This is a genomic window from Streptomyces yerevanensis (assembly GCF_000716805.1).
In the GTDB taxonomy this organism is placed as follows: domain Bacteria; phylum Actinomycetota; class Actinomycetes; order Streptomycetales; family Streptomycetaceae; genus Streptomyces; species Streptomyces flaveus.
This window is the reverse complement of sequence record NZ_JNWJ01000011.1, coordinates 190,925-204,809: the sequence shown is the minus strand read 5'-3', so window position 1 is coordinate 204,809 and position 13,885 is coordinate 190,925. Positions and strand designations below refer to the sequence as shown.

Here is a 13,885-nt window from a genome sequence, read left to right as displayed (position 1 = left end):
TCCCCGTACGCTCACCGCTCTTGCCGCTGCCGCGGCGGGGGCCGCGTGTGCTGCCCCGCCACTCCCCCACCCCCCACACACGTCCACGCGCTCCCATCTGCGCGCCGTACGTCCTGAGGACACCTCTTTTCCATGCCTGTCACCGCTGTCTCCACAGCGCCCACCCCTGTATCCGCCGATCCCCAACCTCGCGGTCTTCGCGCCAACCCGTGGCTGACGCTGATCGCCGTCGCGTTCGGCCTGTTCATGGTCGGCCTCGACGGCTCCGTCGTCTCGATCGCCAACGCCGAGATCGCCCGCGACCTGAACGCCACCACCGCGGAACTGCAGTGGGTCACCAACTCCTACCTGCTCGCCCTCGCCGCCGCCCTCATCCTCGGCGGCAAGCTCGGCGACCGCTTCGGGCGCCGCACCCTCTACCTCGTCGGCGTCGTCGGATTCACTATCGCTTCCGTCGCGATCGGCCTCGTCGGCTCGGTCGAGGGCGTCATCGCCTTCCGCGCCGTACAAGGTCTCTTCGGCGCGATGCTCATGCCCAACACCCTCGCACTGCTGCGCGCCGTGTTCCCTCCGAAGAAGTTCGGCATGGCGGTCGGCATCTGGGCGATGATCTCGTCCGTCTCCACCGCGCTCGGCCCGATCGTCGGCGGACTGCTCGTCGAGCACGTCAACTGGGAGTCCGTCTTCTACATCAACGCCCCCATCGGCGTCATCGCCCTCGTCTTCGGCCTCGTGGTGCTGCCGCAGTCCAGGAACGAGGCCGCCGCGAGCGAGAAGTTCGACGTGCCCGGCGTCGTGCTGCTCGCGGGCGGACTGCTCGCCGTCGTCTTCGGCGTCGTCAAGGGCGAGACGTGGGGCTGGACTTCGGCCGGCACGCTCGGCGCGATCCTCGGAGGGCTGGTCGTCCTGGTCCTCTTCGGCTGGTACGAGACCCGCGTCGCGCACCCTCTGCTGCCCATGCGCCTGTTCCGCAACCCGGCCCTGACCATCGGTACGGTCGTCACCGCGCTGAACTTCTTCATCCTGCTCGGCGTGATCTTCTTCGTGATGCTGTACCTGCAGAACGTACGCGGCTTCACGCCCGTCGAGGCCGGTGTGCGCACCCTGCCGCTCAGCCTCGTCTCCATGCTGGCCTCGCCGCTCGGCGCGAAGCTCACCGAGAAGTTCGGCCCGCGTCTGACCATGCCGCTGGGGATGGTGCTGCAGGCCGGCGCCGCGTTCGCGATGCTCGCGTGGAGCGCCGACTCCTCGTACGCCACCATGTGGCCGCCGTTCGCCGCGCTCGGCCTCGGCGTCGGCATGGTGATGGCCGCGTCGTCCGACGCGATCGTCGGCAACGCCCCCGTCGAGGACGGCGGCGTCGCGGGTGGCCTGCAGGCCACCTCGCTGCAGATCGGCGGCGCGCTCGGCACATCGGTGCTCGTCTCGATCATCAGCAGCCGCGTCGGCTCCACGCTCACCGACTCGCTGACCGACGCGGGCGTGCCCGGCTCGGTCGCCGCTCGTCTCGAGGAGGCGAAGGACGCGGTCGCGATGGGCGTCGCCCCGGTCACCGACACGATGCCCGCACAGCTCAGGGCGGCCGTGACGGAGGGCAGCCAGACCGCCTTCATGAACGGCGTCCACACGGCCGTCCTCGTCACCGGCATCCTCGCCCTCGTCGGCGCCGCCCTCGCGGCGCTCGGTCTTCGCCGCCGCAGTGACGACGAGAAGGTGCCGGACCCGGTCGCCTCCTCGGACACACGGGCCGCCGACACCCCGGACCAGCCGCTGCCCGCTGCCGTCCCGGCGGCGACCGCGAGCGTCCCGGCCGAGGTCCCGTCCGTCGGCGGCACACCGGTCGGCGGCCACGTCCGCGGCGCCGAGTCCGCGCCCGTGCCGCGGGCCGCCGTCACGCTGGTCTCGCTGGGCGGGCGGCAGTTGGGCCGTGCGGTGGCCGGGCCGGACGGCTCGTACCAGGTGGACGTGCCTGGCGTCGGCAGTTATGTGCTCATCGCGTCCGCCGACGGCTACCAGCCGCAGGCGTCCACGGTCGTGGTCGCCGGCGAGCCGGTCTCGTACGACATCCTGCTCTCCGGCACCAGCAGCCTGCTCGGCACGGTCAGGTCGGCCGACACCAAGGAGCCGGTCGTCGGCGCCCTGATGGTCGCGGCCGACGTGCGCGGCGAGGTGATCGCCACCGGACTCACCGGCGCGGACGGCGCCTTCACCTTCGCCGAGCTTGTGCCCGGCCAGGTGACCCTCGCGGTGACCGCGGTCGGGTACCGGCCCGTCGCGCTGCCCGTCGAGGTCGCCGCGCAGGGCGTCACCAGGAGCGAGGTCGAGCTGTCCTCCGGCTCGCGGGTGCAGGGCGTGGTCACGGCCGCGGGCCGGCCGCTGAACGACGCGCGGGTCACGCTCGTCGACGCGGCAGGCAACGTGGTGGCCACGGCGACCACCGGCGAGGACGGCGGCTACGCCTTCACCGACCTGGACGGCGGCGAGTACTCGGTCATGGCGACCGGCTACCCGCCGCGGGCCACCCACCTGACCGTGCACGGCTCCGGCGTGGACGGCCACGACATCGAGCTCTCCCACCAGGGCGAGTGACAGAAACCGGGCCGGGCGCGCCTGGAGCGGAGGTGCGCCCGGCCCGGTCGGGAAGACCCTGGACCTGGTAGGCGGAGACCGACCCAGGTCGGTGCCGGATGAAGCGGTCGGGGCGGGCCAGGGGGGATCGGCCCGCCCCGACCAGCGGGGCACAGGGGGTTGGACCGCAGTGCGGTCCGTGCCCCGCGTCCGTGGGGCTCGCACGGTCATACGGCGAGCGTCTCCTTCGGCGGGACTTCCATCCCCACCTGTGAGACAGTATGTATCGAAGAAGGGTTATGAGTCAACACGTCTCACAGATCGCCCCGAGAGAAAGATGTATCCCGATGCCCCGGACCAACGACGACCCTCGCGCCCTCCGCAGCCGCGCCGCCGCCCTGACCGCCGCCACCGAACTCCTCGTCGAAGGCGGCCCCGAAAACGTCACCCACGCCACCGTCGCCCGACGAGCCGGAATCGGACGCGCCACCGTCTACCGGCACTGGCCCGACCAGCAGACCCTCCTCATCGACGCACTCGCCAACGACGTCCGCCCCCTGCTCACCTTCGACGACAGCCCCGTCCGCGACCAACTGATGACCCAGATGGAACAGATGACCCATCGGTTCAACCAACCGGCCGCCGTGACGGTCCTCATCACGATCATTCAGCAGGCCGAGCGGGACAAGGACGCACGGCGCATCCGTGAGGAGATCTTCGGCCAGGCCGACGAACACTTCGCCCGCGCACTCGCCGCCGCCGTCGAACGCGGTGAACTCCGCCCCGGCGTTCAGGAGCACGCCACAGATCTCATCGCCCGCATCGTCGGCCCCCTGCTCTTCCAGCGCTTCCTGCTCGGCGAACGGCTCGACAAGGACACCGTCGCAGACGAGGTCGACACCGCACTCGCCCCCTGGCTGCCGAACACGTGACAGACCAACACGGAGCAGCGGACCGGACCCGCGCCGCTCGCAGCGGCACGGGTTTGCGCGGAGCGGCTGCACCGGTTGCTCCCGTGACTCCATAGGTGCCGGCCCTGTACTGGTACGCCGCCGGCGCCCGGGTCAGGCCGTCGACTTCAGCGAGAAGATCCAGCTGCCGTTGGACAGGTCGAAGGACGTGATGCCCGACTTCTCGAAGGCGAGGCCCTTTCCGAGGGCGTAGACCTCGTCCTCGGTGAAGAGCGGGACGTAGGGGACCTGGTCGGCGACCTGGGTGAGGATCGTCCGGGTGGCGGTCCAGCGGGTGGCGTCGGGGCCCGCGGTGGTGATGACCTGTTGGGCCTTCTCGACGTCGGGGGTGGTCCAGTTGGCGATGTTGATCTTCTGGGGGCCGATGTTGGCCTTGCCGACGAGTTTGCCGAGCAGGGGCGCCGGGTCGGGATAGCTCGCTCCGAAGCCGAAGGGGAGCGTGATGCCGGTCAGTTCGTGCTTGAAGAACTTGGCGTACCACTGGTTCGCGGTGACGGGCTTCGGGGTGATCTTCACGCCGAGTGGCTTCAGGTTCCGCTGGAGGTTCAGGACGGTGAGTTCCTGCCAGGGGTAGTCCTTGACGTACTCGATGGTCGTCGAGAAGCCCTGCGGGTGCGCCGACTTCGCGAGTTCGGCCTTGGCCTCGGCCTCGCTGAGCTCGTACGAGGGGAGGTCGCCCAGGAAGTCCTCCGCCGCCCGCTGCGAGCCGGCCACGCCGGCCAGTTCCCCGTGCGACATGACGTGGAGGTCCGGTCGCTCGTCTCCGACCGGGGGTGACGGGACGGCCGGCTGGGACGGGTGAGGGCGGGGCCGGGGCGTGGGCCCGCGAGAACCCCGGCTCGCCTGCGGACGAACCGCGCCCATCTCCGCCGCCGGGAACCGGAGTTCATGCTCATCCACTTCGAGCCGAAGAAGCCGGAAGCTTCTCAGAACCAGCCCTTCTCAGACCCAGCCGGCGACGGGCACGGAGCGGTTGGTCAGGTGCGTGATCCGGCCGTCGGCGTTGACGGTGGCGTGCTCGATGCCGCTCTGGCCGATCAGGCGGCCGTCGGCCGTGCGGGCGGCCTGGACCCAGGGGACCTCCAGCCTGCCGTCGTCGAGCTCCGTGACGGTCCAGACGTACTTGCTGTCGGCCACGCCCTCGGCGATGTGACCGTACATCTCCATGATCGCGGGCAGACCGGTCACCGGTTCCATGCCCTCGACGAGCTGGACGGTGGCGTCCGGCGCGAAGATCGACTCGAGCTCCTTCAGGGCCTCGGGCTCGTGCGACGCACGCTCGAAGGTCCTGATGTAGCGGTCCATGACGGTGTCGTTCGTGGGGGTTGTCGCGGTCGTCTCGTTCATGGCACTGCCTCCGTTGTTTCTCAAGCCGTTTCTCAACTCGAACCGGAGCGCTCCGGTTCCTGACTGTGTTTTGTTCCGGGGTAGGTGACGATCAGGGCGAGCACGGCGTCGCGTCGCTCGCGCAACAGCCGCAGACCTTCCTCGGCGGCTGCGCGGACCTCGGCGGGGCCGGCTTCTTCGGGGCCGAGCAGGGCCGTCACTGCGGCGGCCATGACCTTGTCGGGATCGTCGACCGTGACGCTGTTCGGGGTCTGTGGCCGGGTGACGGCGCCCAGGAAGCCGGTCATGAGCGCTTGGAGGGCGTAGGCCTGTTCATCGAGGGGCCAGTCGGTTCGTACGAGCCGGTGCTCGCGCCACACCGGCAGCACCGTGTACATCAGCGCGGCGGGGCCCAGTGTGCCGAGCAGTTCCACGCTGCGCGGATGCTGGGCGAGGGCGCCCAGCAGGTCGTCGTCACCGGTCTGCATCGCGCGTACGACCGGGTAGCTCAGGGCGTTGCGGGCGACCTGCGGGCAGAGCCGCCCAGGGCGGCAGGCGTCCGGGTCGGCGTCCAGCCTTTGGATCTCGCCCTCCAGGAACGTCAGGAAGTCCCTGGCGAACAGCCCGAACAGGAGGTCTTGCTTGGTGCCCCAGTACAGGTACGCCGTGCCCTTGCCGACGTGCGCCTTCTCCGCGATCTCGGCCACCGTCAGACCTTTGACGCCGCGTTTGAGAACCAGTTCCCTCGCCGCGGCGAGAATCCGGGCCGCCGTGGCGGAGTCCTGTTCAGCCAGTGCTGCCATCGTCGTTTCCTTAGCCTGTACCGAGCGGGCCCGCGGGCGCGGAGCCGGCCTCATGCTAGGGCGAGGTCACGGTCCTTGAGCCGGCCTGCCTTGTCGCTGGTCTGCATCTGCTTCAGCAGGTGCGAGGCCCCCGGGATCCGCATCCCCAGGTTCATGGCCTTGCGCACAGCGAGCTCCTTGCTGTTGGCGGGCACGAAGAACGTGCGCTGCTGGATGCCGTTCTGCTGGAACACGTCCACGTGCGGGCGCAGGGTCTGTTCCCATACGGCCAGGGCGCGGCGCACGTCGGTGGGGTTGCGGTCCAGCATGGTGCCGAGGAGGTCCGCCCCGGTGATCCCCATCGAGACACCCATGCCGGCGTAGAGGCTGACGCACCAGGCCGAGTCGCCGACGAGTACGACCCGGCCGCGATGCCAGGTGTCCATCCGTGTCTGCTCGACCGAGTCGAACAACAGGTCCTCGGCGGTGTCCACCGCGTCGAGCACCTCGCCCAGCACGCGGCCGGTGGGCTCGGGACCGAACGCCTTGCGTACGCGCTGGGCCGGCGGCTCCTTGAACTCGGCGTCCACGTCGTCGGTGTGGTAGTTGAGCAGCACCGTCTGCAGACCACCGCTGAAGGGGAAGATCCACAGCGACCGGTTGGCCTCCATCAGGGTGGCGCCGTCGTCCGGATGGAGTTCGCTGAGCGGGCCGGGAAGCTGGTAGGCGACTGCCATGTAGTTCAGCCGGTGCAGGTACTTCTCGTGCGGTCCGAACACCAGGGACCGCACGGTGGAGCGCAGCCCGTCCGCCCCGACCACCAGATCGAACCGCTCCGTGACCGAGGTGTCGTCCGCGGTGTTCGTCAGCGTGACGTCCACGCCGTCGGCGTCCTGCGCGATGTGGGTCGGCACGGTCGAGTAACGGATCTCGACATCGTCGGGGAGCGCCTCGAAGGCGGCCTCCTCTACGTTGCCGCGCACCGTCATCCAGGGACTGCCGGGCAGGTCGCCATAGGCGAGGGCACCGGGCCGCCGGTTCCCCGCGCGGTCGAACTCGTACTGGGCACTGCCGACCGGGGTGCGGTCGCTCAGGTTGTCGAGGATGCCCAGGCGCCTGGCCGGGGGCCGGCCGCCACCGAACAGTGCGATGAAGTACCCGCCCGTGCGGCGGTCCGGGGCCCGCTCGATGACGACTGGCGTCCATCCGATCTGCCGCAGCCTTAAGGCAGTTGAGAGTCCGCTGATGCCGAGCCCGACCACGAGGGCCCGGCGTTCCTTGCTGTTCCGTATCTCCATGTCTTCCAGATTAGAGGGACTGACCAGATTCGTCATTTGGTCAGTAGATGAAGTGGGTCACATGGGAAAGGAGGGGTGAGAGGGGCCGGGCAGGGCGAGACAGTGGTAGAGGTCCCGAGACCGTGAGGCCTTTCCAACCTGGTTGAGTTCAGGCCGAGTTGGCGGGAGGCCGCCTGTGGGAACAGGTGAAGCTCCTGCTGGCTGGGGTGCAGACGAGTACTGGTTGCGCCCGGCCAACACACATCGACAAGATCGCGACTTCTCCGCCGTACGAGGAGGCCGGCGCCGCACACGGCGGCGTACAGCACCGCGGCCAGGACGAGGTCGAGTCCGTTGCGGTCACTGAGCCCGTGCAGGCTGATGCCCTGCAGGAGCTGCCAGGCGGCGAGCGCCACCACGCACAACACGGCGGTGGTGGCGTCGCGCTCGGTCGCCACGGTGAACAGGGCCGGCGCGACACCCGCGGTGATGTCTCACGGGCTCGACCTGCTCGTCAAACCAGTTCGAGTTGCGGTTCCGGTTGCTGCGCTGGTGCTGCGGCCTTCAGTTCCCACAGTTTGGTGGTCCGCACATAGCCGTAGATCACTGAGGCCATCGCCAGAATGAGAAGTGGTCCAAACACCCACGGATGTTCGGCCATCTCCATCGGCAGATAGCGATATGACACCAAGAGCGCAGCGAAGACCGCTGCCCCGTAAGTGACCAGCTGGATTCCTGGCCGGTCCCAGCCGCGGTCGAGCGAGCGCAGCGCTGCCTCGATCGTGAACACGAACACCACGCCGGCAACGAGATCCACGCCGTAGTGGTAGCCGAATCCCAGCGTTGCGCCGAGCGTAGCAACCAGCCAAAACGTTCCTGCTAATCGCAGAATCCGTGGGCCCTTGCGGGAATGAATGAAGATCGCGGTAGCCCATGCCGTGTGCAGGCTGGGCACGCAGTTGCGGGGCGTGATCTCGTCGTACGGCATCGGGTGCGGGGTGTTGATCGGCGGTGGCGTGTCCGGCCACAGGCTGGCCACCGCCCAGTGCTCGCCGCCTGTGCCGAAGGCGCCGGAACCGTAGGCGAAGATCGGTCCGACCACCGGGAAGATCATGTATATGCCCGGCCCGAGGAGGCCGATGACCAGAAAGGTGCGCACCAGATGATGGCGCGGGAAGCGGCGCTCGACTGCCACGTTGCGCAGCTGGTACAGCGCGACGACGACCGCGGCCACCGCAAGCTGAATGTAGACGTAGTCGAGAACATGGGCGCCGATCGGGCCGGTGGCCCTGACAATCCGGCCCACCAGCCACGACGGGTTGCCCAGCGCGTGATCGGCGGTTGCCAGGTACTGGTCGAGCACCACCGGGCGGGTCTTCGACGTGATGAGTAACCAGGTATCGCCTGTCTTGCGGCCGGCCACCAGCAGCAGGCCCAGCCCGACACCCTTCAGCAGCAGGACACGTTCCCGGCCGGTGCGGCGCGTGATGGCGATGACCGCATGGCCCAAAATCACCCATAACGCGCCGTTGCCGAAGGGATGGCCGTCGGTCATCTTGGCGTCGACCGCCCACCGCACCAGCAAGAAGGCGACATCGATACCGATCGCGGCACCAGCCGCGATGAACCGTTGCCGCCAGGTGAGCACCACCATCATCAACGCCATACCGGCGTACAACAGCGGCCCCGATTTGGGGGCGAATATCACCTCTTGCGCCTGATTGGTGATCGGCCCCGGCATGCCGTAGCGACGCGCGGCAATCTCCAGCGCGACGAGGAATCCGAGGGCCGCCACACCCACCGTGGCCCACAGCATCGCCCGCGGCTGACGCCACGCAGCGAACATAATTCTGCACTTTATTCGCGAAAACACCCGCGACTTTACGGATAACAATTATTCAACCGGTTTATTGGATTCCAGGGCATTCGCCGCGAGTTCGATCACGTTGTTGGAGCGGGTGGGTTTCGCCGGCCTCAATTCGTCAGGAGGGTTCGATCGCTGGTCGGTCCGGCGGTTTGCTCGTAACGTCCTTGGCCGGTGCAGGACGGGCCGTGACGTGACGCCGCGGCTGCGCCGGGTTAGAGGGGCCCGGAGACTGCGAGGTTGCTTCCTTCCTGATTTTTGTCAGGGCCGCAGCGTCCTGTGCCTGCTTCTGTGCTTCCTGGCGTGTCCACGGCGATGGTGCCCGGCCACTCAACCGTGGAGCTGCCGGTCGACGACCGGTACGTGGCCCGCTGAACGCCAGGCCCGCGCGACTCGGTGCCCGGACGCAGTGCGGCCGGGCACCGAGGATGCACACGCATCCGGCGTATACGGATCCCGGCGTGGGCGCGACGACCACCCCGGGACGTGCCGTGGCGGAGACCGAGTCGGTCAGGCTTTGGTCGGCAGTTCAGCCGGGACGGGGGCCTGTTCGTGATCGGCGTCGCGGTCGCCACCGCCCGGCCGGCCTCTGAGCCCTCTTCTCAGGGTTGGCGTCAACTACCGAGCGAAGTACGGCAGTTGACGGGGCTGATGCCGTACCGTGCCTTGAACGCCCGGGAGAAGTGTGACGGGTCCTTGAAGCCGACGCGCAGGGCGATGTCGGCGATCGTCGGGGCGTCCTGGCCGGGCGGCCTCAGCAGCATGGTGCGGGCCCGGTCGAGTCGCCGGTCGTAGAGCCAGGTCCGGGGCGTGGTTCCCGCTTCCTGGAAGAGCTGGTGGAGATAGCGCAGGGAGAAACCGAGGGCGTGACCGGCGGCGAGCAGGGTGAGTCCGGGATCGTGCAGCCGTTCGTCGAGGTACTCCTTGGCACGTCTCAGGTCACGGCGGTGAACGGCCGAACCCGCTGCGCCGGCGCTGTCGGCGTGGGCGTCGTACACAGCGGCGAGCAGGTCCAGGACGTTCGCCGTGACCGAGCGGGCCAGCCCTTCGTCGAGAGCGCGGCCCTCTTCGGCGAGCGCGCGCAGGACGGGGCTGACGAACGCGCCCGGGCCGCTCGTGGCCCAGAACGGCACTGCTGTGATCCGTTCGGCCGCCGCACACCGGGAGGTGAGCATCCCGCGCGGTATCTGCAGGACCACCGAGCGGAAGCGCTCCTCGAACCGGAAGACGTACGGCCTGGCGCTGTCGACCAGCGTGAAGTCACCCGGCCCCATCGCGCCCGAACGGTCGTCCTGCCGCACGGTCCCCGACCCCTCGCAGATCAGCGTGAGGAAGAAGTCCTCCCCCTCCGCCCGGCGGACAAGTGCGGGGGTACGGGCGGCCTCGTGCGGGTCGGCGCTCACCGTGCTGAGTCGCAGCCCGCCCGTCTCCCGGGCCACCGCCCTCGCGTCGAAGCCGACCGTTCGCGCGGCGGTGGCCGGTGCGGGCACCCCCGCCGCGAGCATCGCGACGAACGCCGTACGGGTGACCTCGTTCCAGTAATCCCACTGGTCACCCCCGTCGAGACCGACCGTGGAGAAGCTCCGCTCGGCCGTGGCCGTGCGCTCCGGTACCGGAGACCGCGCGCTCCCAGTCATGTCGCTCATCATCAGGTTTCCTTAGCGTTACGCCACGGCTCAGAGCATGGCACGGCACTGAGCGGGACGAAACAGGCCGCATCGCAAAGGACTGCCCCATGCTGACCACCATCTACTCGCAGGAGCGAGGCGGACTCCGCTTCGATGTCTTCGCCGGCTCCGAGCCCGCCCTGTCGCCCAACTGCGTCCTCATCAGCGGCGAGCGGGACGCGATCCTGATCGACGTCCAGTTCGTCCGCGACGAGGCGCGCGAACTGGCCGAACGCGTCCGCGACACCGGCAGGAACCTCAAGGCCGCGTACATCACGCACGCCCACCCCGACCACTACGGCGGCATGGCCGAGATCCAGGCCGCCTTCCCCGACACCCCGATCTTTGCCAGGCAGGGAGTCATCGACGGGATCCTGGAGTGGCCGGCCAAGCGCCTGCACTGGCAGGAGGCCTACGGGGACCAGATCCCGGACGAGATGCCGGTTCCCCGACCGCTGACCGGAGAGCGCGGCTCCCTCGAAGGACACGAGGTGGTCTTCGTGGACCTGCCGGTCGCGGAGACGGTCCACGCCACCGCCTTCCACGTGCCCGGATCGGGGGCTCTGATCGCCGGGGACCTGCTCAACCACCACTCGCACTGCTACATGGCGGACACCAACAACCCCGGCTCCTGGCTGACCGCCCTGGACCTGGTGCAGGCACTGGGCGAACTCACGATCGTCGTCCCTGGCCACGGCCCGGTGGGCGGAACGGAGGTCATCGACGACACCAGGACCTGGCTGCAGGACTACCAGGAGGTCGCGAAGCCCCGGGTGCCCGTCGCCGACATCGCCCGGGAGATGGGCCGTCGGCACCCGGACCGGGCTCTGCCCATGCTGCTCTGGCTCACCCGTGGGCCCTCGTTCGGCCTGGTCGGCCCGAAGGAACTGGGCGTGCCACCGGAGGTCTTCGGGGGCTGAGCCGGAGGCCCTGCCGGGCAGAAACGGGGGCGAGCCTCCGACCTGAATGCTCGGGGCCCCGGCGGCCAACAGATCTCCTCGGACTCCGCCGCACGGCCCGTTGGCAGAAACGCTGGGGTCCGGGCGAGCCAATATCTGTTGCCACGAAATGAGAAATAGACGCCACGCTCGATGAAGGTTCCTTGCTCGGCAGGTGGAGCAGAGTTATCCAGCGCATACGGTCGATCGCACCGTGCTACTGTCGACTCCAGTTGCAGTTGTGGTTCCCGAACACTTGGGAGCGTCCTCACCGGTTTCATATACCGGTAGAGCTCCTTACATAACCGGTTGTTTTCCGGCGGGGTGATCATCACGGCGACGCGGAGTCCACACAGTGTGGACTCCGAGCACCGTCCCAAAGGAGATTCAACATGGCTGCCGGCACCGTGAAGTGGTTCAACGCGGAAAAGGGCTTCGGCTTCATCGAGCAGGACGGCGGCGGCGCCGACGTCTTCGCCCACTACTCGAACATCGCCGCTCAGGGCTTCCGTGAGCTGACGGAGGGCCAGAAGGTGACCTTCGACATCGCGCAGGGCCAGAAGGGCCCGACGGCCGAGAACATCGTTCCCGCCTGACGCTGACACGTACTTCGCAGCTGGGGCCCGCACCTTGGGGTGCGGGCCCCAGCTGATCGGTTTTCAGGGCGCGGGCTCTCCGTCAGGCCGCTCCTCGCAGTTTCAGCCGCAGGCTGATCCAGGGGCAGGTTCCCCTTGATCCCCGGCTGCCGGGATCTCACCATTTTCGTGAGAGACAAATCCCACACGCATTCCCTGCACATTCCCTTCGGGATCAAATTCGATCCCGCATTTTCTTCGGCTCGTTCTCGCGATTCTCTGCGCTGCTCATTTGCTGCGGGAATTCCTTGATACGTGCCACATCAAGGAAGGTCCCGCATGAACCGCACGCGTACAAACGATCGCTTCGTCCGTACTCGCACCGGAAGTTCTCCCTCCAAAAGGGGCGGCAGCCGTTACGGAGCCGGAACTGGAGCCGCGGTCTCCGGCCGTTCCGGTGCTCCGCGCCGTCCCGAAGGTCACGGACGCCGACAGGCCGCGCCTCAGGGCGAGTTCGCACTGCCGAAGACGATCACCCCCGCGCTCGATGCCGTCGAGACGTTCGCCGATCTCGCCATGCCGGCGCAGTTGCTGGCCGCACTCGGCCACGAAGGCGTGACCGCACCGTTCCCGATCCAGGCGGCGACCCTGCCGAACTCCCTCGCGGGTCGCGACGTACTCGGCCGTGGCCGCACCGGTTCGGGCAAGACCCTCGCCTTCGGCCTCGCGCTTCTCGCCCGTACGGCCGGTCAGCGCGCCGAGCCCCGGCAGCCGCTGGCCCTCGTCCTCGTACCCACCCGCGAGCTCGCCCAACAGGTCACCGACGCGCTCACTCCGTACGCCCGCGCTGTGCGGCTGCGGCTGACCACCGTGGTCGGCGGGATGTCGATCGGCAGGCAGGCCGGGGCACTGCGCGGCGGTGCGGAGGTCGTCGTCGCCACGCCGGGCCGGCTCAAGGACCTCATCGACCGCGGCGACTGCCGACTCGACCGCGTCGCCATCACCGTCCTGGACGAGGCCGACCAGATGACCGACATGGGCTTCATGCCCCAGGTCACCGCGCTGCTCGACCAGGTGCGTCCCGAGGGCCAGCGGATGCTCTTCTCGGCCACCCTGGACCGTAACGTCGATCTGCTGGTCCGCCGCTATCTGCACGACCCGGTGGTCCACTCCGTCGACCCGTCCGCGGGGGCGGTCGCCACCATGGAGCACCACGTACTCCACGTACACGGCGCGGACAAGCACCGGACAACCACCGAGATCGCGGCACGCGAGGGCCGGGTGCTCATGTTCCTGGACACCAAGCACGCGGTGGACCGGCTGACCGAGCATCTGCTGAACAGCGGCGTCCGTGCCGGTGCCCTGCACGGTGGCAAGTCCCAGCCGCAGCGCACACGGACCCTGGCCCAGTTCAAGACCGGGCATGTGACGGTACTGGTGGCGACCAACGTCGCGGCGCGCGGAATCCACGTCGACAACCTCGATCTGGTCGTGAACGTCGATCCGCCCAGCGACCACAAGGACTATCTGCACCGTGGCGGCCGCACGGCACGCGCGGGCGAGTCCGGCAGCGTCGTCACTCTGGTGACCCCCAACCAGCGCCGCGACATGAGCCGGCTGATGGCCGCCGCCCGCATCACCCCCCAAACCACCCAAGTGCGCTCGGGCGAAGCGGAGTTGAGCCGCATCACAGGCGCTCAGGCCCCCTCGGGCGTCCCGGTCGTCATCACCGCGCCGGCCGCGGAACGCCCTCGGCGCGGCGCCTCTTCCTCGTCCCGGGGCCGCCGCGGCCGCAGCGGCCAGGGCCGGTCCGCCGGCCAGGCGGCACGCCGCACGGCACAGCGGCCGTCCGCCTCCAACCCGGCGGCCTGAAACCCTCGCGGGCACAAAGCCCACCCGACTTCCTTCCCTGTGAGG

11 protein-coding genes are annotated in these 13,885 nt (G+C 68.9%); 5 read left to right on the top strand and 6 right to left on the bottom strand.

From position 1 onward, the window contains the following. Positions 1-132: 132 nt before the first annotated feature. Together OP79_RS58520 and OP79_RS14255 are read left to right on the top strand one after the other, a co-directional pair. Positions 133-2,589 (top strand): MFS transporter, encoded by a 2,457-nt coding sequence (locus OP79_RS58520; RefSeq protein WP_078491786.1) that lies wholly within the window; start codon positions 133-135, stop codon positions 2,587-2,589. 326 nt (positions 2,590-2,915) lie between these two features. Further along, positions 2,916-3,500 carry a TetR/AcrR family transcriptional regulator gene (locus OP79_RS14255; RefSeq protein WP_033320514.1) on the top strand — a complete coding sequence of 195 codons (585 nt, stop codon included), beginning with the start codon at positions 2,916-2,918 and terminating at the stop codon, positions 3,498-3,500. A gap of 132 nt (positions 3,501-3,632) precedes the next feature. Here the strand turns inward: OP79_RS14255 and OP79_RS14250 are convergent, their stop codons facing one another. From OP79_RS14250 to OP79_RS14225, 6 genes are all read right to left on the bottom strand, one after another. Beyond that, positions 3,633-4,277, bottom strand: a complete 645-nt coding sequence (locus OP79_RS14250; protein ID WP_033320513.1) for a periplasmic substrate-binding domain-containing protein — start codon at positions 4,275-4,277, stop codon at positions 3,633-3,635. 204 nt (positions 4,278-4,481) lie between these two features. Further along, a complete protein-coding gene (locus OP79_RS14245) occupies positions 4,482-4,886 on the bottom strand; it encodes a nuclear transport factor 2 family protein (RefSeq protein ID WP_033320512.1) in 405 nt (134 codons plus the stop codon). 32 nt (positions 4,887-4,918) lie between these two features. Continuing rightward, positions 4,919-5,668, bottom strand: a complete 750-nt coding sequence (locus OP79_RS14240) for a TetR/AcrR family transcriptional regulator (RefSeq protein WP_051744640.1) — start codon at positions 5,666-5,668, stop codon at positions 4,919-4,921. A gap of 50 nt (positions 5,669-5,718) precedes the next feature. Further along, complete coding sequence (locus tag OP79_RS14235; protein ID WP_033320511.1) at positions 5,719-6,945, bottom strand: FAD-dependent monooxygenase; 1,227 nt, start codon at positions 6,943-6,945, stop codon at positions 5,719-5,721. Between the two features lie 493 nt (positions 6,946-7,438). After that, the gene (locus OP79_RS14230; RefSeq protein ID WP_169786192.1) at positions 7,439-8,770 is read right to left on the bottom strand and encodes a phosphatase PAP2 family protein; all 1,332 of its coding nucleotides are present in this window, start codon (positions 8,768-8,770) and stop codon (positions 7,439-7,441) included. 632 nt (positions 8,771-9,402) lie between these two features. Then, complete coding sequence (locus OP79_RS14225; RefSeq protein WP_169786191.1) at positions 9,403-10,425, bottom strand: AraC-like ligand-binding domain-containing protein; 1,023 nt, start codon at positions 10,423-10,425, stop codon at positions 9,403-9,405. Between the two features lie 98 nt (positions 10,426-10,523). On the opposite strand from OP79_RS14225, the gene OP79_RS14220 reads away from it, so the two are divergent. From OP79_RS14220 to OP79_RS14210, 3 genes are all read left to right on the top strand, one after another. Then, complete coding sequence (locus OP79_RS14220) at positions 10,524-11,375, top strand: MBL fold metallo-hydrolase (protein WP_033320509.1); 852 nt, start codon at positions 10,524-10,526, stop codon at positions 11,373-11,375. A 410-nt stretch (positions 11,376-11,785) separates the two neighbouring features. After that, entirely contained in the window at positions 11,786-11,989 is a 204-nt protein-coding gene (locus OP79_RS14215; protein ID WP_033320508.1) for a cold-shock protein, read from the top strand. Positions 11,990-12,307: 318 nt separating this feature from the next. Next, positions 12,308-13,840 carry a DEAD/DEAH box helicase gene (locus OP79_RS14210; protein ID WP_033320507.1) on the top strand — a complete coding sequence of 511 codons (1,533 nt, stop codon included), beginning with the start codon at positions 12,308-12,310 and terminating at the stop codon, positions 13,838-13,840. Positions 13,841-13,885 lie beyond the last annotated feature (45 nt).